The following is an 18968-nucleotide window of genomic DNA, read 5'->3' as shown; positions in this document are numbered from 1 at the left end:
GTCCCAAGCGAGCGAGCGCGAATGAACGCTGACGCGGCCGGGCTCGGGAGGTCCAGGGCGGTCGGGTTCGTGCTGCCCGCCCTGGTCCTGGTCGGCGTGTTCCTGATCTTCCCGGCGCTCTGGACGATCTATCTCGGCCTCACCGACTTCAGGCTCACCGGGCTCGCGGCGGCCGATCCCCGGTTCGTGGGCGTGGAGAACTACACCGCGGCGCTCGGGGACGAAAGGTTCCACACCTCGCTGTGGCTGACCTTCCAGTTCGTGCTCGGTTCGGCGGTCGCCGGCCAGGCGGGGCTGGGCTTCGCGATCGCCTGGGCCCTGCGCGGCCGTACGGGCCCGGTCAAGCGGGGGGTCGAGGGCCTGGTGCTGCTCGCCTGGATCCTGCCGTCCTCGGTGGTGGCGTTCCTGTGGATCGCCCTGCTCGACCGGGACCAGGGGACGCTGAACGCCGTGCTCCACACTCCCGGGTTCGCCTGGCTGCTGGACCATCCCATGCCGTCGATCATCGTGTTCAACATCTGGCGCGGCACCGCGTTCTCGATGATGCTGTACGGCGCGGCGCTGGAGAACGTGCCCCCGTCCCACCTGGAGACCGCCCGGCTCGCCGGGGCCTCGACCTGCCAGCAACTGCGCGACGTGGTGTTCCCGAGGATCAGGGGCCACATGCTGACCAACCTGCTCCTGATCAGCCTGTGGACGTTCAACGACTTCAGCAGCTTCCAGATCACGGCCGGCGGGCCGGAGGGCCGGTCGGAGATCCTGCCGGTCTACATCTACGACGTGGCCCTCGGCAGCGGGCGGCTCGGCTTCGGCGCCGCGGTGTCGTTCCTGGTCCTGCTCATCAACCTGGTGCTCGCGCTGGTGTACCTGCGCCTGCTGCGCGGCCGGAGGGGGGTGGCCGGGTGAGCGCGGGAGATCGCGGCGCGGCCGTACCGGTAGAGACCGGGCGGGTGCGCCACGCGGTGGCGGCGATCGGGCGGGCCACGTTCCTCGCGGTCGTCGCCGGGTTCTTCGCGCTGCCGCTGCTGTGGCTGGCGACCGCCCCCTTCGACGCCCATCCGACGATCACCACGTCGGTGCCGGAGTTCACGCTGGGCAACTTCAGGGCACTGCTGGACAACCCGTACGTTCTCAGCTCGCTCGGGAACTCGGTGCTCCAGGCCGCGGCCAGCGCGGCGCTGGTGGTGGCGCTGGCGGCCCTGGCCGCGTACGCGCTGTCCCGGGTCCGCGTCCCGGGCAGGGACGCCCTTCTGTACGTCCTGCTGCTGCTGTCGTCGGTGGTCACCGGCACCGCCGCCATGGTGCCCGTCTTCGAGCTCGCCACCCGGCTCGATCTGGTCGACACCCACCTCGGCGTCGTGCTGACGCTGTCCGGAGGGCTGCTCCCGGCCGCGATCTTCATTCTGAAGGACTTCATGGACGGCACGCCCACCTCCTACGAGGAGTCGGCCCGGGTGTTCGGCGCGAGCCCGCTGCAGATCCTGCGGCACATCGTGGTCCCGGTGGTCCGCCCGGGCCTCGCCACGATCGCGGTCTGGGCGGTCGCCTCGGTGTGGGGCAGCTTCCTGACGCCCTTCATCCTGCTGCGGGACCCCGGGAAGTCCCCCGGCGCGGTGATCCTCTACACGCTCTACACGGAGGGCGGATCGCCGCGCCTCGACCTGATCTCGACCTTCTCGCTGCTCTACTCCCTGCCGGTCGTCCTCATGTACGTCCTCGTGAGCCGCAGGTACGGCTTCCGCTTCCACGGAGGGATCAAACGGTGATCTCGCTGCACGGCCTCACCAAGGAGTTCCCCGGAGGAGTCCGGGCGGTCGACGCCCTCGACCTGGAGATCGCCGAAGGCGAGTTCTTCGCGCTGCTCGGCCCGTCGGGGTGCGGCAAGACGACCCTGCTGCGGACCATCGCCGGCCTGGAGACCCCCACGTCGGGAAAGATCGTGATCGGCGGGACGGACGTGACCGGACTGCCCCCGGGAAGGCGCGACGTGGCCATGGTCTTCCAGGACTACGCCCTGTTCCCGCACATGGACGTCACCGCCAACATCGCCTACCCGCTGAGGATCAAGAAGGTGCCGCGCGCCGAGCGCGAGGCCAAGGCGGCCGAGACGGCCGCGCGGCTCAGCCTCTCGGAGCTGCTCGCCCGCAGGCCCGCCCAGCTGTCCGGCGGCCAGCAGCAGCGCGTGGCCCTGGCCAGGGCCATCGCCTGCCACCCCACGGTGTTCCTGTTCGACGAGCCGCTGTCCAACCTGGACGCCCGGATGCGCCTGGAGGCCAGGACGTTCCTCAAGCGCCTCCAGCGGGAGCTGGCGGTCACCACGGTCTTCGTCACCCACGACCAGGGCGAGGCGCTGGCCATGGCCGACCGCATCGCGGTCATGTCCGCCGGGCGGATCACGCAGGTCGGCACCCCCTCGCAGGTGTTCCAGCGGCCGGCCACCACCTTCGTCGCCTCCTTCATCGGCAACACCCCGATGAACCTGCTGCCGGGGGTGGCCGGGGACGGCGCGCTGCGGGTGGCCGGGGCCGTGCTGCCGATGGCGCCGGGCGTCGCCGACGGCGAGGAGATCGTGTACGGGCTGCGCCCCGAGTACACCGACCTTTCCGCGTCCCCCCGTCCGGACGCCTTCGCCGGGCACGTCTCGGTCGTGGAGAACCTGGGCACCTCCTATCTCGTGACCCTCGAAGTGACATCGGACGCGGGCGAGCACCTGGTGCGGGCCGTCGTCGGTGAGGACGCCGAGCCCGCGCGGGGCGGCCCGGCCTGGGCGGTCCCGCGCCATGCCCGCGCGCTGGTCTACCGCGACGGCGAGCTGGTGGTCCCGTGAGCCCCGCTCCCGGGCCGATCAGGACGCGCGGGCGGTGGACCCTCGACGACCGGCTCGCCGAGCAGGTCCACGCGGTGCCCGTCGAGCTGCCGCCGGGCACCCGCGCGTTCACCGTGGAGCTGGCGTACGACCGTTCCTCCGGCGTGCTGGACCTCGGATGCGAGGGCCCCTCGGGCTTTCGCGGCTGGTCGGGCGGCGCCCGCTCCCGCTACACGATCGCGCCCGCGTGGGCCACGCCCGGATACCTGCCCGGGGAGCCGGAGCCCGGCCTCTGGCGGGTGCTGCTCGGGCTCTACCGGGTCCCGCTGGACGGCCTGCCGTACGAGCTCACCGTGACGCCCCACGCCACTCCCCCGGCCGCCCCCGGCTCCCCCGGCCCGCCCGGCGCTCCGCCGCCCTCCCCCGTCGTGCCCGCCTCGGCACGGCGGGACCTTCCTGAGCTGGACGGCCTGCGGTGGCGGGCCGGGGAGCTGCACGCCCACACCGTGCACTCCGACGGCTCCCTGACCGTGACCGAGCTGGCCCTCCTGGCCCGCTCCGAGGGCCTGGACTTCCTGGCCGTCACCGACCACAACACCGTCAGCCACCACGCCGAACTGCCCGCCGTGGCCTCTGCCGCCGGGATCACGCTGATCCCCGGCCAGGAGGTCACGACCGACCTCGGCCACGCGAACGCCTTCGGCGACCTCGGCTGGATCGACTTCCGCGAGCATCCCGACGCCTGGGCGCGAGCCGTACGCGATGGGGGCGGGCTGCTGTCGGTCAACCATCCCCTGGCCGCCGACTGCGCGTGGCGGCACCCGTTCACCGAGCGCCCCCGTACGGCCGAGATCTGGCACTCGGGCTGGTGGGACCGGACCTGGGGAGCGCCCCTGTCCTGGGCGCAGGCCTGGCGCGACGACCTCGTGTTCGTCGGCGGCGGCGACTACCACCGGCCCGAGGAGAACCATCCGCCCGGCTCCCCCTGCACCTGGGTGCTCGCCGCGGACCACGGCGATCCGGCCGGCGGGGGTTCGGCGATCGTGGAGGGCGTCCGCGCCGGGCGCACCGCCGTCTCGTCCGGCCCCTCCGGGCCGCTGCTGCTGCGGCACGGGGACGAGTTCCTGGTGCTCGGCGGCGACGGGCTCGTCCTGTGGGGCTCCGAGCACCGGTCGGTGATCCGCGGCGACCGCGTGACCCTGCCCGCCCGTCGCGGCCCGCACCGGCTGGAGACCACACGGAACGAGGTCATGGCCCTGTGCACCTGAACGCCGCGCACCAACACCTTCCGCATCCGAACCCCGCGCATCCGAACCCCGCGCACCCGGGCTCTGTGCATCCGGGCTCTGTGCATCCGGACCTCGTGCGCCTGGATGTTCCGCGCCTGACCCCGGCCGTCCCCTGGAGGGAACCGCGTTGAGCGAGATCGTCGTCGTCCCCCACACCCACTGGGACCGCGAGTGGTACCTGCCCTTCCAGCGCTTCCGGATGGGGCTGGTCCGGATGCTCGACGAGGTGCTCGACACCATGGCGGCCGACCCCGCCTACCGGTTCACCATGGACGGCCAGCTCGCCGCCGTCGAGGACTACCTGGAGATCCGGCCCGAGCGCCGTGCCGACATCACCAGGTTCGTCACCGAAGGGCGCTTCGCCGCCGGGCCCTGGACCATCCTGGCCGACGAGTTCCTGTGCTCGGGCGAGACCCTGATCCGCAACCTGGAGTACGGCCTGCGGGGCGCGCGGGAGCTGGGCGGGGCCATGGAGGTGGGGTACCTCCCCGACCAGTTCGGGCACTGCGCCCAGATGCCGCAGATCCTCGCCCTGGCCGGGCTGCCGGTCGCCTGCCTGTGGCGCGGGGTCCCCCAGTCGGTCGAGCGCGACGCGTTCGCCTGGAAGGGGGCCGACGGCACGGTGATCCGCACCCAGTACCTGCCGGGCGGCTACGGCAACGCGGTCGCCCTGTTCACCGGGCCCGCCGAGGGGCTGGCCGACCGTCTGGAGGCGTTCACCTCCACCATGCGGGAGTGGCGTCCCGAGGGGCCTCTGCTGGCGATGTACGGAGCGGACCACTCCGCGCCCTCGGGGGACATCACCGCCGCCGGCCTGCGCCTCGCCACCCTCGGCGAGTACCTCGCCACCGCCGGCGTGGAGGGGCTCACGGTCGTGGAGGGCGAGCTGCGCTCCCATGCCCGGGCCAACATCCTGCCGGGGGTCATCTCCGCCCGGATCCGGCTCAAGCAGGTCATGGGACGGGCCGAGCGCGTCGTCACCCGCTACGCCGAGCCCCTGTCGGCGCTCTGGCTGGGCGACGGCGTCCCCGGCGGACACGGGACCGGCGGCCGAGCGGCGGGCGAGCGCACCGCGAGCGAGCGGCTGATCGAGCTGGCCTGGCGGGGCCTGGTCGCGTGCAGCGGCCACGACTCCATCACCGGGTGCGGCGCGGACGAGACCGCCCAGCAGGTCGAGGCGCGCGTCGCCGAGGCCGAGCAGATCGGGCAGGCGGTGGTCGACCTGGTGAGCGCCTCGCTCGCCGGAGGGGCCCGGCGTGACCAGCTCGTCGTCGTCAACCCCTCGCCGTTCGCGCGCACCGCGCTCGTCCTGGCCGATCTGCCGGAGGACCGGTCGTGCCTGACCGCGCCCGGCGGCTCGGCGGTGCCGGCGCAGCGGCTGGCCCGGGGGCCGCACCTGCTGGACGAGTCGTCCATGGAGGACCTCACGCGGCTCCTCGGGCGCGTCCACGAACGCGAGCTGTTCGGCCACGAGATCGTCTCCTGGTCGGCCGAGGGGAACGTCTTCACGGTCGTCGTGAGCCGCCACGCGACCACGGGGTACCAGTACGCCGATTTGAGGGCCGCCATCCTGGCGGCGGCCGAGGAGCCCGGCCCGTGGCGGGTGCGCACGGTGGCCGAGCCGGTGGTCACCGTCGCGGCCCGTGTGGAGGTGCCCGCGCTCGGACGTACGGTCCTGACGTCCGTGCCCGCGCCCGGACCCACGGACGCGCCCGGAAGCGCCGAACCGGCATCCTCGCCGCCCGCCGACGCCGGCGAGGCCCCCTCACCGGAGTCCCAGACGCGCGCTGGAAGGCTCCAGGACGGCGCTGGGCGGCCCGCGGGGGGCGATGGGGAGATCATCACCGAGGGGGTCGTGGCCAACGGCCTGCTGAGGGTCTCCGCCGCGCCCGACGGGACGCTGTCGCTGCGGACCGCCTCGGGCCTGCGGGCCGACGGCGTGGGTCGCATCGTCGACGGCGGCGACGCCGGCGACACCTACAACCACGCGCCCCCCGAGACCGACCGGCTGGTCGGCGCCCCCGCCTGGGTGAAGGTCGCGGCGATCTGCTCGGGGCCGCTCGTCTCGGTGATGGAGGTGTCCCGGGGATACCGCTGGCCGAGCCAAACCACGCCCGAGGCGCGCTCGGAGCAGGACGCCGAGGTCACCGTCACCACCCGCGTGGAGCTGCGGGCGGGCGAGCCGTTCGTGCGCCTTTCGACCACGTTCGCCAACCCGTGCCGCGACCACCGGGTGCGGTGGCACGCGGCCCCGCCCCGTGAGGCCGGGGAGTCGTACGCCGGCGGCCAGTACGCGGTCGTGCGGCGGGGGCTGACCGGCGAGGGCGGCTGCGGCGAGGTGCCGCTGCCCACCTTCCCCGCGTCGGGCTTCGTCGCCGCAGGGGGCCTCGCGGTGCTGCTCGACCACGTCAGCGAGTACGAGCTGGTGTGCCCGCCGGGGAGCGAGACGAGCGGGGAGCTCGCCGTGACGTTGCTGCGGGCGGTCGGCTACCTGTCGCGCGACCACAACGCCTACCGGGACGAGCCGGCCGGGCCGCAGATCGCCACGCCGGACGCGCAGTGCCCTGGGACCGTGACGACGCGGTTCGCGGTGCACCTCTACGACGGGACGTGGGACGAGGCGGGGCTCGTGCGCCTGGCCGAGGAGTACCACCATGACCTGCTGGCCGTGCCCGGCTCGGGGAGCGCCGGGCCGGGTCCCGAGGCCGCGGCCGGACCGGACTCGCCCCTGGAGGTGAGCGGCGACGGCGTCACGCTGGGCGCCCTGCGCAGGCGGGACGGGTGGCTGGAGCTGCGCCTGGTGGCCCAGCACCCGTCGGCCGCCGAGGCGGTCGTGCGGGGCCCGTTCACCGCCGCGCGGCTCGCGGACACCCTTGGCCGCCCGATCCGCCCGCTCGATGCCGCGGGCGGGGTCGTGCGACTACCGCTCCGCCCCTTCGAGATCGCGACGCTTCACCTCACCTGACCGGCGTTCGCGTGCGGGGGCGGAGCGGGCTGACCCCGTGGACCTTACTGACCGCCCTTTTGCACGTAGCTGCGGACGAACTCCTCCGCGTTCTCCTCCAGAACCTCGTCGATCTCGTCGAGGATCGCGTCGACGTCGTCGGTCAGCTTCTCCTGACGCTCCTGGACGTCCGGAGACGCCTGTGCCTCGGTCTCTTCGACCTCGGTCTCCTGCCGACTGGTCTGCTTCTGTCCGCCGGTGTCCTTCGTCGCCATGTGGTACCTCCGCTTGGGGGACGCATCTGATTCATATCTTCCCCGAACCGGACGACAATTCGCGCGGATCATTCGGTGATCTACGCGAGCCCGTCTGGAGGAGGGCCGTTCTGTCAGACAACCTCCCCGCAAGGGGCTATGGCAAATCAGCCGAATTGGTGTGATTTGTTCAACTGGACAGTGCCCCTATCCTGCTCTTCGCCCTGGTGGTCATGCTCTACGTCGACCAGGCCGACCTGTCGGACGGCCTCAGGCAGCTCGTGCGCGTGCTGGTCACGGCGGCGCCGATCCTCATGCCCCTGGGGTTCTTCCTGTCGGTCGTCCGCCCCGGCGACACGCGGCCCGGTAAGCTCATCTGGCTGACCGCCCTCGGCGGCGCCTGCCTGGCCGCGGGCACCCTCGTCCTGGGGATCGGCCTCGTGTAAATCAGATCGCCATCCCGTACCGTATGGCATTCTGTGGTGATCCACCCATTGGCATCCCGCTCCAGACGGAAGATGGAACGGCCGTGGGGGCAGGGCACGATGCCAAATGTGAACGGGTGAAATGAGAGCGGACCACGCACAGCTGCTAGGAGATCGGTACCGGCTGATCTCGCCGCTGGGCCAAGGGGGCATGGGTATCGTCTGGCGCGCGCACGACCGGCGCCTGGCACGCGACGTCGCGATCAAGGAGTTGCGGCCGACGCGCGACGACGAGCTTGACGTGAACACGGCCAGGCGCCACGCGCTGCGCGAGGCGCGGTCGGCCGCCAGGCTCAGCCATCCGGCCATCGTCACGGTGCACGACCTGCTGGAGGAGGACGGCCGGCTCTGGATCGTCATGGAGCTGGTGGAGGCCCTCACCCTGCAGGCGACGGCCTGGCACCTCGGGCGCCTCCCCGTGCACTGGACGGCCTGGATCGGCTTCCACCTGCTCAGCGGCCTGCGGCACGCCCACGCGGCCGGGGTCCTCCACCGGGACATCAAGCCCGGCAACGTGCTGCTGACCGGGGAACGGGTGGTCCTCAGCGACTTCGGGATCGCGGTGCTCCAGGGCGAGTCCTCGCACACCAACACCATGCCGATCGTGGGCTCGCCCGGCTACATCGCGCCCGAGCGGCTGCACGGCCATCCGGCGACGCAGGCGGCGGACCTGTGGTCGTTCGGCGCCACGCTGTACTTCTCGGTGGAGGGCAGGCCCCCGGCCACCGGGGGCGGGGACATCCTCGCGGCGCACGCCCCCGACGAGCCCCGCCCGCCGAGGCGCGCAGGAGCGCTGGGACCCCTTCTCCAGGGGCTGCTCGAACCCGATCCGGCGGAGCGGCTCACCAGCGAGCAGGCCGCGGTGGTGCTCTCGGACATCCTTCGCAAGGAGGGCATCGCGGTGCCCCCCATGCGGCTGACGGGCAGCGGGCTGTTCCCGCCCGGCGCCTTTACAATGTAGATCAGCACCGGGACGCGTCCCCACCCGCGGCGGTCTTCACCGCCGCGCCGGGGCTTGGGGTGGCCCGCTCAGCGTTCGCCGGTGAGCGCGCTGACCAGGTCGGCGGCCGTGCGGCACCGGTCGAGCAGCTCCCCCACGTGGGCCTTGGTGCCGCGCAGCGGCTCCAAGGTCGGCACACGCTGGAGCGACTCGCGGCCCGGGATGTCGAAGATGACCGAGTCCCACGAGGCGGCGGCGACCGACTCGCTGTACTGGCGCAGGCACCGCCCGCGGAAGTAGGCCCGGGTGTCGTTCGGCGGCAGCTCGATCGCCCGCTGGACGTCCTCCTCGGTCACCAGGCGCTGCATGCGGTCGCGCGCCACGAGGCGGTTGTACAGGCCCCGGTCCGGACGGATGTCGGAGTACTGCAGGTCGACGAGCTGGAGCCGGGGATGCGACCACGCCAGGCCGTCACGCGAGCGGTAGCCCTCCAGGATCTCCAGCTTGGCGACCCAGTCGAGCTCCCTGGACAACTGCATGGGGTCCTCGGCGAGGCGGGTGAGCACCGACTCCCAGCGGTTGAGCACGTCCTTGGTGAGATCGTCCACGGCGGAGCCGAAGCGGTCCTCGACGTACTTGCGGGCCTGCTCCAGATACTCCATCTGGAGCTGGACGGCGGTCATCTTGCGGCCGTCCCGCAGGGTGATCTCGTACTTGCAGGTCGGGTCGTGGGAGACGGCCCGCAGCGAGGCCACGGGGCTCTCGACCGACAGGTCACCGGTCAGGAACCCGTCCTCGATCATGGCGAGGACCAGCGCCGTGGCACCCAGCTTGAGGTAGGTGGAGATCTCCGACATGTTGGCGTCGCCGATGATGACGTGCAGTCGGCGATACTTCTCGGGGTCCGCGTGCGGCTCGTCACGGGTGTTGATGATCGGCCGCTTGAGCGTGGTCTCCAGCCCGACCTCGACCTCGAAGAAGTCGGCCCGCTGGCTGATCTGGAAGCCCTCGCCGCGCGAGTCCTGCCCGATGCCGACCCGGCCCGCCCCGCAGACGACCTGGCGGGAGACGAAGAACGGGGTCAGGTGCCTGACGATGTCGGCGAAGGGCGTCGCCCGCCGCATGAGGTAGTTCTCGTGGCAGCCGTACGACGCGCCCTTGTTGTCGGTGTTGTTCTTGTACAGCTGGATGGGAGCGTTCCCCGGCATCCCGGAGGCGCGGACCGCGGCGTCGTGCATCACCCGCTCGCCGGCCTTGTCCCAGATGACGGCGGCCCGCGGGTTGGTGCACTCGGGCGTGGAGTACTCGGGATGGGCGTGGTCGACGTACAGCCTCGCCCCGTTGGTCAGGATGACGTTGGCCAGCCCGAGATCCTCGTCGGTGAGCTGCGTGGGGTCGGCGATCTCGCGGGCCAGGTCGAAGCCGCGGGCGTCGCGAAGTGGATTCTCCTCCTCGAAGTCCCATCTGGCGCGGCGCGCCCGGGCGGCTGAGGCCGCCAGGTAGGCGTTGACCACCTGTGAGGAGGTCACCATCGCGTTCGCGCCCGGCTGCCCGGGTACGGAAATACCGTACTCGGTCTCGATGCCCATCACCCGCCGTACCGTCACGCTCTCAGCCCTTCATCTGTGCTTCGCACCCGGACCATCGCCGTCGCGTCGCCCGTCACCACGAGCCTAGACCGTCGCACGCCCACCGAGCCCGTCCGGTCCGCTGCCCGCGGACCGGGCTGGGAAACAGCGACGGCGCGGCTCCGGGAGGAACCACGCCGTCGCATGCCGGTTTCAATCAGAGGTACTGGCCGGTGTTGGCGACCGTGTCGATGGACCGCCCGGCCTCGGTGCCCTGCTTGCCGGACACAAGGGTGCGGATGTAGACGATCCGCTCGCCCTTCTTTCCGGAGATGCGGGCCCAGTCGTCGGGGTTGGTGGTGTTGGGCAGATCCTCGTTCTCACTGAACTCGTCCACGCAGGCGGCGAGCAGATGCGAGATCCGCAGGCCCTTCTGCTTGGTCTCGAGGAACGCCTTGATGGCCATCTTCTTGCCCCGGTCCACGATGTTCTGGATCATGGCTCCGGAGTTGAAGTCCTTGAAGTACAGGACCTCCTTGTCGCCGTTGGCGTAGGTCACCTCAAGGAAGCGGTTCTCCTCGCTCTCGGTGTACATGCGCTCGACGACTCGCTGGATCATGCCGGCGACGGTGGCCTCGCGAGAGTCGCTGTGCTCGCCGAGGTCCTCCTCGTGCAGCGGTAGTTCGGTGGTGATGTACTTCGAGAAGATGTCCTTCGCCGCTTCGGCGTCGGGCCGCTCGATCTTGATCTTGACGTCCAGGCGGCCGGGCCGCAGGATCGCCGGGTCGATCATGTCCTCGCGGTTGGAGGCGCCGATGACGATGACGTTCTCAAGGCCCTCGACACCGTCGATCTCCGAAAGGAGCTGGGGAACGATGGTGTTCTCGACGTCGGAGGAGACACCGGAGCCACGGGTGCGGAAGATCGAGTCCATCTCGTCGAAGAACACGATCACCGGGGTGCCCTCGGAGGCCTTCTCACGGGCCCGCTGGAAGACCAGGCGGATGTGCCGCTCGGTCTCGCCGACGTACTTGTTCAGGAGCTCCGGGCCCTTGATGTTGAGGAAGAAGCTCTTGCCGGACTGACCGGTCTTCTCCGCGACCTGCTTGGCCAGGGAGTTGGCGACGGCCTTGGCGATGAGCGTCTTGCCGCAGCCGGGCGGGCCGTACAGCAGCACGCCCTTGGGCGGGCGCAGCTTGTGCTCGCGGAACAGGTCGGCGTGCAGGTAGGGAAGCTCGATCGCGTCCCTGATCTGCTCGATCTGCCGCATGAGCCCGCCGATCTCCTCGTAGGAGATGTCGGGGACCTCCTCGAGCACGAGCTCCTCGACCTCGGACTTCGGAATGCGCTCGTAGACGTAGCCGGAGCGCGATTCGAGAAGCAGCGAGTCGCCCGCGCGGATCGGCTGGTCGAACAGCGACTCGGCGAGACGGACCACGCGCTCCTCGTCGGCGTGGGAGATGACCAGCGCGCGCTGGCCGTCCTCCAGGAGCTCCTTGAGCATCACGATCTCGCCGACGGTCTCGTAGCCGAGTGCCTCGACCACGTTGAGCGCCTCGTTGAGCATGACCTCCTGGCCGCGCCTGAGCGAGTCGACGTCCACCGCGGGGCTGACGTTCACCCGGAGCTTGCGCCCGCCGGTGAACACCTCCACGGTGCCGTCGTCACGGGTCTCAAGGAACACGCCGAAACCGGATGGCGGCTGGGCCAGCCGGTCGACCTCCTCCTTGAGCGCGACGATCTGATCCCGCGCCTCCTTGAGGGTGGCCACCAGTCGTTCGTTCTGACCGGTGACAGCGGCCAAACTGGCCTGCACCTCATGGAGGCGTTCCTCCAGGACTCTGGCTTGCCGGGGGGACTCGGCCAGCTTCCGGCGCAACGCAGTGATCTCCTCCTGGAGGAAGGAGACCTGAGTTGTGAGGTCAGCGACCTCTCGTTCGCGCTGGGCGGCTCGAGCCTCAGCGTCTTCGCGAGCTGCCACAGTCACCTCCTTCCCAGTCGAGGGCGACTACTCAAGACCCTACCTATCTCGGGGGCATCCGTAACCTGGCCAGGGAGTGTTCGTGTCATTACATCCAGTGTTCAGTGTTTAATGCCTTATTGGCGGCTCATTGCTTGTAAGCAGCTACGCGCGCGTTTCTGTTCCCCAGGTGCGCGGAAAAGCATGATTGTCCATCGGAACGCCATGCCAGGCTTCGGAGCTCATGTGCCCGACTCCTCCCCATAGGCGCCCTTGGCAGGGCGCCGGCGCTTCGGCGGGGGCGTGACACCGTCCGCCATGCGACGGGACACGACGAGGAAACCCGTGTGCCCGATCATCCGGTGACCCGGACGGACGGCGAGCCCTTCGACATGCCAGTCGCGGACCAAGGTTTCCCACGAATGCGGCTCCGTGAAACTTCCGTGATCGCGCAGGGTTTCCACCGTACGGGACAGCTGTGTTGTTGTCGCTACATAACAGCAGATAACCCCTCCGGGTGTAAGGGCTTTGGCCGCCGCGTCGACGCATTCCCACGGCGCGAGCATGTCGAGGATCACCCGGTCGACTTCCGGCTCGTCGAGGGAGGCGACGAGGTCGCCCACGACCAGCCGCCACTGCTCCATGGGCCCGCCGAAGAACTTCTCGACGTTCTTGCGCGCCACGTCGGCGAAGTCCTGCCGGCGCTCGTAGGAGGTGAGCCGCCCGCTCTCGCCGACCGCCCGCAGCAGGAAGCAGGTGAGCGCCCCCGAGCCGACCCCTGCTTCCACGACCCGTGCCCCAGGAAAGATGTCGGCCATCGCGACGATCTGGGCGGCGTCCTTGGGGTAGACGACCGCCGCGCCGCGCGGCATCGACACCGCGTAGTCCTCCAGGAGGTGGCGGAAGGCCAGGTAGGACGTACCCCCCGAGGAACGCACGACCGAGCCCTCGGGCAGTCCGATCAGGTCGTCATGGGGGATGGACCCCTTGTGCGTATGGAAGACTCCGCCCTCACGCAACGTCACGGTGTGACGCTTGTCCTTGGGGTCGGTGAGCTGAACCTGATCACCGGGCTGGAAAGGCCCGTGCCTGCGAAAACCCATGCGCGCAAGGCTATATGCGCGCGCCGCCCACTCGTGGCGGACCGCAGGGCCTGTGGGGGATGTGGGGCGGGTGCGAAAAAGGTTCGCCCTAAGCGTCCGTACCTGGTAGCAATTGGGCATGTTCCCCCGTGACGTGATCCCCGCGGGCCCGATCGTCCTGCGCGAGCACCTGAAGACGGACGCCGAGGCGATCACCCGCGGCTGCGCCGATCCCGAGATCGTCAGGTTCATCCCGACCGTGCCGGTGCCCTACGTCCTCGACGACGCGGTCGCCTTCGTCACCGAGCTGGTCCCCGCCGACTGGAACCGCGGCGGCGCCTCCTTCGCCGTCGCCGACGCCGGCACCGGCGAGTGGCTGGGCAACATCGGGCTGAAGCCGCTCAACGTGCGCGGCGCGGGCGAGATCGGCTACCTGATGGCCCCGTGGGCGCGCGGCCGTGGGCTGGCCACCAGGGCCGCCAGGGCGCTGACCGAGTGGGCGTTCGCCCAGGGGGTGCACCGCGTCGAGCTCGTCGCCGACGTGGACAACGTGTCCAGCCAGCGCGTGGCGATGGCCGCCGGGTTCCGGCGCGAGGGCGTCCAGCGCGGCGCCATCCCGCTGCGGGAGGGCGGCTACGGCGACGCGGTCGGCTTCGGCCGCCTCTCCTTCGACTCCGGGGAGCCCCAGCGCTCCTTCCTGCCCGATCTGCCCGGCGGGTCGCTGTCCGACGGCGTCGTGCGGCTCGCGCCGCTCACCCTGGACGACGCCGGCCCCTACCAGGAGATGATGAGCGAGCCCGAGGTCCTGATGTACAGCGTGCCGCCGAAGGTCCCCGACCCCGAGGAGACCCTGCGGCGCTGCCGGTACACCGGGATGTGGTGGTCGTCCGGCGAGCGCGCCGAGCTCAGCGTCAGGGACGCCGCGACGGGCGAGTTCGCGGGGCACATCCAGCTCATGAACATCGCGCCGCCGCTCGGCCAGGCCATGGTGGGCTACAGCCTCCTGCGGAGGTTCCGGGGCCGCGGGTTCATGACCAGGGCGGTGGACCTCCTGGCCGAGTGGGCGTTCGCCAACCTGCCCCTGCACCGGCTGGTGGCTGGGACAGACCCGGACAACACGCCGTCGCACCGCGTGCTGGAGCGCGCGGGGTTCACCCGGGAGGCGCTGATCAGGTCGCTGCTTCCCGGCCCTGGAGGCGTCCGCCACGACGACCTCCAGTGGGTGCGCTTCCCGGGCTGAGGGCCGCGCTCAGAGCAGCGCTCAGGGCAGGGCTCAGGGCAGGGCACCGGCGGCCGGGGTGGTGATCGGGGCGACCCGGGCGCCGAGGACGCCGATGAGGTCGGCCGGAGCCAGCTCAAGCTCCAGGCCGTGCCGGCCGCTCGCGACGTACACGGTGGCGTGGCGCAGCGCGCTCGGATCGACGACCGCGGGCACCTTCAGCGGCACCCCGAGGGGGCTGACCACGTCGGTGCCGAGCATGCTCACCTCGGACGCCGAGGCGACGCGCGCGTGGACGCCACCGGTGGCGAGGGCCAGGCCCACCAGGTCGACCGCCGCGCCGACCGGCGCCACCGCGAGCACGACGTGCCCGTCGACGTAGGTGACGACGCCCTTGTACAGCCGGTCGTGGCCGACCCCGAGCTCCGCGGCGACCGACTTCTGGGATCTCGCCCTGGCCGGATCGTGCGAATAGGAATGTGCGGAGAAGCTCACCCGTGACCGCCGCAGCCTCTTGACCGCCAGTGTGTCGGGAAGCCGCTCGCGCGCCGGGGCGGGAAAACGCGCCCCCGCCGCCTCACGCCTCTTTCTAAAGTCACGATATTTCGGGGTAAAAACGTACAAATAATCAAGTAGCGCCTCGGCGAGTTCGACCGCGTCCCTGGCGTCCTCGGCGGGAATCCGCCCGGCGCGGATATGGGCCGCCTCGTTGCCGATGAGCCGCAGGTCCTCCGCCCACACCAGGAGCCTGCCCTCGATCAGCCCCCGCCTGCGCAGCTCCCTCAGCGCCTGCGACAGCGGCGAGACCCTTACTCCGTGATCTGCGCAGACGCCCTCCAGGAGCCGCCGCACCATCACGACGGCCGACGAGTGGGCGCCCGCCCGCAGGCAGGCCTTGGCCTCGCCCAGTTCCACGCGCAGGTGCTCGGGAATCTCCTCCCCTTCCGGCCGCCCCGCCCCCGGCCACAGCACGCGCGCCGGGCGCGGCGGCCGTTCGGGCCCGTCGTCCTCGGACCGGTCGGCGGATTCCCCGGGTGCGAGCAAAAGGACGTGCATGCACACCTGGCACACCGATAATGAATAAGGGGCGAGCAAAGGAGACAGAAAGGAACGGTGCGGGCCGTCGGGCTCACGCGCCAGGGTGCCCCGTTCGCATCTCGGGCACTCGACCAGATATCTGGCTCCCCAGCGTTCCACAAGCGGACGATAGACGATCAGAAACAGGCCGGACAAGAACGTGGGCGGGAGGCGGCCGATGGCGATGTGGCCGTTCGCGGGCCGCCGGGACGACCTGGCCCGGCTCGTGCGGCTGGCGCACGACGGCACGGCGCACGGCGTCGTGATCGCCGGCCCCGCCGGGGTGGGCAAGAGCAGGCTGGCCACCGAGGTGCTGCGCACGTTCGCCACCTCGGCCTACGCCGTCATCCCGATCAGGGCCACCAGGGCGGCCGGCGGCATCCCGTACGGCGCGCTGGCCAGGTTGCTGCCCCCGGAGGCGCCGCCTGGGCTGGTCAACCCGCTGCGGTGGGCGGCCGACGCCGTGCGGGCGCACGCGGGGGGCCGCAGGCCCGTGCTGGCCGTCGACGACGCCCACCTGCTCGACGGCCCCTCGGCCGCCGCGGTGCACCACCTCGTGACCGTGGAACGCGCCCTCATCGTCGCCACCCTGCGCACGGGCGAGCCCGCGCCCGACAGCGTCACGGCGCTCTGGCGCGACGGCCTCGCCGCGCGCGCCGACGTCGGGCCCCTGACCCTCGGCGACACCGCCGCCATCCTCACCGCCGCCCTCGGCGGCCGGCCCGACGACGCCACCGTGCGGCGGCTCGGCACGGCGACCGAGGGCAACGCCCTGCTCCTGCACGAGCTCGTCGGCGCCGCGCGCGACGCGGGCACCCTGCGCCAGGTCAGGGGCATGTGGCAGCTCACCGGCGAGCCGCCGCTGGCGCCCCGGCTCACCGAGCTCGTGGGTGAGCGCGTCGGGGCGCTGTCCCGCGAGGCCGGGGCCGTGCTGGAGCTGACCGCGTTCGGCGAGCCGATCAGCCTGGCCACGCTGCTGGAGCTCACCTCCGCCGAGGCCGTGGAGCAGGCCGAGGGGCGCGGCCTGATCCGCATGACCGGCGACGGCCGCCGCGTGGTGGTCCGCCTCGGGCACCCGCTCTACGGCGAGGTCGCCCGTGCCGGGTGCCCCCCGCTGCGGCGCCGCAACCGGTACGCCACGCTGGCCGGCGCGCTTGAGCGCAGCGGCGCACGGCGCCGCGACGACCTGCTGCGGCTGACCGTGTGGCAGCTCGAAAGCGGCAGGCAGGCGCCGGCCGGCCCCCTGATGTCGGCGTGCCGGCTCGCCTGGGGCACCCACGACTACACCCTCGCCATCCGGCTCGGCCGGGCGGCGCTGGCGGCCGGCGGCGGGGTCGAGGCGGCGATCCTGCTGGCCACGGTCCTCGACTACGCCCAGTTCCCCGACGAGGCGCACGCCGTCCTGACCTCCCCGCAGACCTGGCCCCGCGCCGGCGCCCCGTACGGGCCCGAGGGCCCCGCGCAGGTCCCCGACTCGACGGCGGGCTGGGACTCCCGGCTCGACGAGGCGACCGGCACTCGCCTGGCACTGGCGCGCGCGAGCAACCTGGCCTGGGGCATGAACCGCCTGGACGAGGCGCTCGACCTGCTCGACCGCACCGAGGCGACCCTCGGCGACCCCGCCTCGCGGCGGCAGATCGCGATGCGGCGCCTCGACCTGGCCTCCAGCGCGGCCAAGCCGCGCACCGCCCTCGGCCTCGGCGCCGCGCTGCTCCGCGAGGCGCCCGCGGGCCCGCAGCGCATCCAGGCGCTCAAGGCGCAGGCCCTCGCCCTGTGCTACGCCGGGCGCACGGGTGAGGCCGTCGCCGCCGCCCGCCAGGCGCTGGCGGACGCCGGGTCCTGGCAGGACGCGATCCCGGCCATGGTGTCGCCGCTGCACTCGGCGTGGTCGATGGCGGGGCTGTTCGCCGGTGACCTGACGGTGATGGAGGAGGCGACCGGCTCGATGGAGACGGCGGTCGCGGCCCAGCGCGGCTGGTCGCTGGGCGAGGGCAGCCTGGCGCTCGCCAAGGGGCATCTCGCCACGGCGCGGGGTCAGGTGGAGACGGCCCTCGGCGTGCTGCACGACGCCGCCCACCATCCGACGGCGCTCACCGTAGGCGGCTGCATGGGCGCCTACGCCGCCGCCCAGGCGCTTCTCGGGGACGCCGAGGGCGCTCAGAGCACGCTCGACGACGCGCTAGCACGAAACCGGGCAACCTGGACCGGGTTCACGCGCTGGGTGTCGCTGACCCGCGTGTGGGTCGCCGCCGCGTACGGCGACACCGGCGCGGCCGTGGAGCTCGCGCTCGCGTTCGCCGAGGAGTGCCGTGCCGCCGAGCTGCCGGGGTTCGAGTTCCTCGCCCTGCACGACGCCGTGCGGCTCGGGGGCGCGGCCCACGCGGTCGCCCGGCTGGAGGAGCTCCCCGCGCTGCACGACGGGCGCCGGGTAGTGCTGGCCCGCGACCACGCGCGCGCCGCCGCGGCGGGCGACGGCGCCGCCCTGCTCGCGGTGGCCGACGGCTTCGAGGAGCTGGGCATGATCCTTCACGCGGCCGAGGCGGCGGCGCAGGCGGCGTCCCGGCTCCGCAGGGACGGCGGCGACAGGGCCGGGCTCGCGGCCACCACCCGCGCCTGGGCCCTTGCCCGCAGGTGCGAGGGCGCCCGCACTCCGGCGCTCCACAACCTGGCGGCGCCGGAGCTGACCGCGCGCCAGCTTGAGGTGGCCCAGCTCGCCGTGCACGGGCTGAGCAACCGTGAGATCGCCGATCGGCTGGTGCTGTCGATCCGCACGGTCGGCAACCACCTGCGCGCGGTCTACGAGCGCACGGGCTTCAGCGACCGCGTCGAGCTGCGCCGCCTGTTCGACGACACCGGCTGAGCCCCAGCCTCCGGGGACCCGGCCTCCGGGCCTCAGCCTCCGGGACCTAGCCGGCGGGGCCCGGCCGGCGGGTCCTAGGGCCTGTCTCAAAGCCTGGTGAGCCAGTCGTTGATCGCGGTTATGTGGATGGCGGCTTGGTAGCGGACTGCGAGTTTGTCGTATCTGGTTGCGATGGCACGGTGGCGTTTGAGTCGGTTGATGCCACATTCCACGGCGTGACGGGCGCGGTAGTCGCGGGCGTCGAACGTGAACGGACGACCGCCGCGGCTGCCGCGCCGTAAGCGCGCGGCGATGCGATCGGCTGGTTCGGGGATGGTGCACCTGATCCCGCGGCTACGCAGGTGAGCTCGGATAGCCCGGGATGAGTAGGCCTTGTCGGCGCGTACGATCTCGGGCCGGGTACGGGGCCGGCCGAGCCCGAGCCGGGGGACGTGGATGCCGGCCATGACCGCCTCGAACTGTGGGGCATCGCCTCGCTGCCCGG

Annotated in this window: 15 protein-coding genes; 9 read left to right on the top strand and 6 right to left on the bottom strand. The window is 72.0% G+C overall.

The annotated features are described in order from the left end of the window. Positions 1-21 precede the first annotated feature (21 nt). The 5 genes from ACGFIV_RS15775 (at position 22) to ACGFIV_RS15755 (ending at position 7060) form a co-directional block, all read left to right on the top strand. Positions 22-906, top strand: a complete 885-nt coding sequence (locus ACGFIV_RS15775; protein WP_392835407.1) for a carbohydrate ABC transporter permease — start codon at positions 22-24, stop codon at positions 904-906. Beyond that, complete coding sequence (locus tag ACGFIV_RS15770) at positions 903-1766, top strand: carbohydrate ABC transporter permease (RefSeq protein WP_392835404.1); 864 nt, start codon at positions 903-905, stop codon at positions 1764-1766. The genes ACGFIV_RS15775 and ACGFIV_RS15770 overlap by 4 nt, the downstream gene beginning before the upstream one ends. After that, positions 1763-2827 carry an ABC transporter ATP-binding protein gene (locus ACGFIV_RS15765; protein WP_392835401.1) on the top strand — a complete coding sequence of 355 codons (1065 nt, stop codon included), beginning with the start codon at positions 1763-1765 and terminating at the stop codon, positions 2825-2827. Before ACGFIV_RS15770 ends, ACGFIV_RS15765 begins: the two co-directional genes overlap by 4 nt. After that, positions 2824-4074: a CehA/McbA family metallohydrolase gene (locus ACGFIV_RS15760; RefSeq protein ID WP_392835398.1), complete on the top strand. Its 1251-nt coding sequence runs from the start codon at positions 2824-2826 to the stop codon at positions 4072-4074. The genes ACGFIV_RS15765 and ACGFIV_RS15760 overlap by 4 nt, the downstream gene beginning before the upstream one ends. A 148-nt stretch (positions 4075-4222) precedes the next feature. Continuing rightward, the gene (locus ACGFIV_RS15755; protein ID WP_392835395.1) at positions 4223-7060 is read left to right on the top strand and encodes an alpha-mannosidase; all 2838 of its coding nucleotides are present in this window, start codon (positions 4223-4225) and stop codon (positions 7058-7060) included. 44 nt (positions 7061-7104) lie between these two features. Here the strand turns inward: ACGFIV_RS15755 and ACGFIV_RS15750 are convergent, their stop codons facing one another. Continuing rightward, positions 7105-7314 (bottom strand): ubiquitin-like protein Pup, encoded by a 210-nt coding sequence (locus ACGFIV_RS15750; protein WP_262844534.1) that lies wholly within the window; start codon positions 7312-7314, stop codon positions 7105-7107. 212 nt (positions 7315-7526) lie between these two features. On the opposite strand from ACGFIV_RS15750, the gene ACGFIV_RS15745 reads away from it, so the two are divergent. Both ACGFIV_RS15745 and ACGFIV_RS15740 read left to right on the top strand, forming a co-directional pair. After that, positions 7527-7739, top strand: a complete 213-nt coding sequence (locus tag ACGFIV_RS15745) for a hypothetical protein (protein ID WP_392835392.1) — start codon at positions 7527-7529, stop codon at positions 7737-7739. Positions 7740-7860: 121 nt separating this feature from the next. Then, positions 7861-8739: a serine/threonine-protein kinase gene (locus ACGFIV_RS15740; RefSeq protein ID WP_358560806.1), complete on the top strand. Its 879-nt coding sequence runs from the start codon at positions 7861-7863 to the stop codon at positions 8737-8739. 68 nt (positions 8740-8807) lie between these two features. On the opposite strand, the gene dop is transcribed toward ACGFIV_RS15740, so the two are convergent. The 3 genes from dop to ACGFIV_RS15725 all read right to left on the bottom strand — a co-directional run bounded on the left by dop (position 8808) and on the right by ACGFIV_RS15725 (position 13349). Next, positions 8808-10325, bottom strand: coding sequence for a depupylase/deamidase Dop (gene dop, locus ACGFIV_RS15735; protein WP_392835387.1), 1518 nt, complete (start codon positions 10323-10325; stop codon positions 8808-8810). A 178-nt stretch (positions 10326-10503) separates the two neighbouring features. Further along, on the bottom strand, positions 10504-12267 hold the full coding sequence (gene arc, locus ACGFIV_RS15730) for a proteasome ATPase (RefSeq protein ID WP_392835384.1): 1764 nt from the start codon (positions 12265-12267) through the stop codon (positions 10504-10506). A 221-nt stretch (positions 12268-12488) separates the two neighbouring features. Continuing rightward, positions 12489-13349, bottom strand: coding sequence for a tRNA (adenine-N1)-methyltransferase (locus ACGFIV_RS15725; RefSeq protein ID WP_358560897.1), 861 nt, complete (start codon positions 13347-13349; stop codon positions 12489-12491). 118 nt (positions 13350-13467) lie between these two features. Between ACGFIV_RS15725 and ACGFIV_RS15720 the strand changes: the two genes are divergently transcribed. Next, positions 13468-14568, top strand: coding sequence for a GNAT family N-acetyltransferase (locus ACGFIV_RS15720; protein ID WP_358560900.1), 1101 nt, complete (start codon positions 13468-13470; stop codon positions 14566-14568). Between the two features lie 33 nt (positions 14569-14601). On the opposite strand, the gene ACGFIV_RS15715 is transcribed toward ACGFIV_RS15720, so the two are convergent. Continuing rightward, entirely contained in the window at positions 14602-15603 is a 1002-nt protein-coding gene (locus ACGFIV_RS15715) for a YbaK/EbsC family protein (protein ID WP_358560903.1), read from the bottom strand. A 199-nt stretch (positions 15604-15802) separates the two neighbouring features. Between ACGFIV_RS15715 and ACGFIV_RS15710 the strand changes: the two genes are divergently transcribed. Further along, positions 15803-18484: a LuxR C-terminal-related transcriptional regulator gene (locus tag ACGFIV_RS15710; RefSeq protein WP_392835378.1), complete on the top strand. Its 2682-nt coding sequence runs from the start codon at positions 15803-15805 to the stop codon at positions 18482-18484. An 86-nt stretch (positions 18485-18570) separates the two neighbouring features. Here the strand turns inward: ACGFIV_RS15710 and ACGFIV_RS15705 are convergent. Further along, positions 18571-18968 (bottom strand): transposase (locus ACGFIV_RS15705; RefSeq protein WP_392835375.1); only part of this gene is annotated, 398 nt, incomplete at its 5' end.

It is taken from the genome of Sphaerisporangium sp. NPDC049003 (assembly GCF_043197795.1).
In the GTDB taxonomy this organism is placed as follows: Bacteria; Actinomycetota; Actinomycetes; order Streptosporangiales; family Streptosporangiaceae; genus Sphaerisporangium.
The sequence above is the reverse complement of the archived record's forward strand: the minus strand, read 5'-3'. Positions and strand labels throughout refer to the sequence as shown.

Bases quoted from the DNA above. Each gene is read 5' to 3' on its own strand.
- ACGFIV_RS15775 (WP_392835407.1), top strand. From the start codon at position 22: ATGAACGCTGACGCGGCCGGGCTCGGGAGGTCCAGGGCGGTCGGGTTC.
- ACGFIV_RS15750 (WP_262844534.1), bottom strand. From the start codon at position 7,314: ATGGCGACGAAGGACACCGGCGGACAGAAGCAGACCAGTCGGCAGGAG.
- ACGFIV_RS15745 (WP_392835392.1), top strand. From the start codon at position 7,527: ATGCTCTACGTCGACCAGGCCGACCTGTCGGACGGCCTCAGGCAGCTC.
- ACGFIV_RS15740 (WP_358560806.1), top strand. From the start codon at position 7,861: ATGAGAGCGGACCACGCACAGCTGCTAGGAGATCGGTACCGGCTGATC.
- ACGFIV_RS15725 (WP_358560897.1), bottom strand. From the start codon at position 13,349: ATGGGTTTTCGCAGGCACGGGCCTTTCCAGCCCGGTGATCAGGTTCAG.
- ACGFIV_RS15720 (WP_358560900.1), top strand. From the start codon at position 13,468: ATGTTCCCCCGTGACGTGATCCCCGCGGGCCCGATCGTCCTGCGCGAG.
- ACGFIV_RS15715 (WP_358560903.1), bottom strand. From the start codon at position 15,603: ATGCACGTCCTTTTGCTCGCACCCGGGGAATCCGCCGACCGGTCCGAG.
- ACGFIV_RS15710 (WP_392835378.1), top strand. From the start codon at position 15,803: ATGGCGATGTGGCCGTTCGCGGGCCGCCGGGACGACCTGGCCCGGCTC.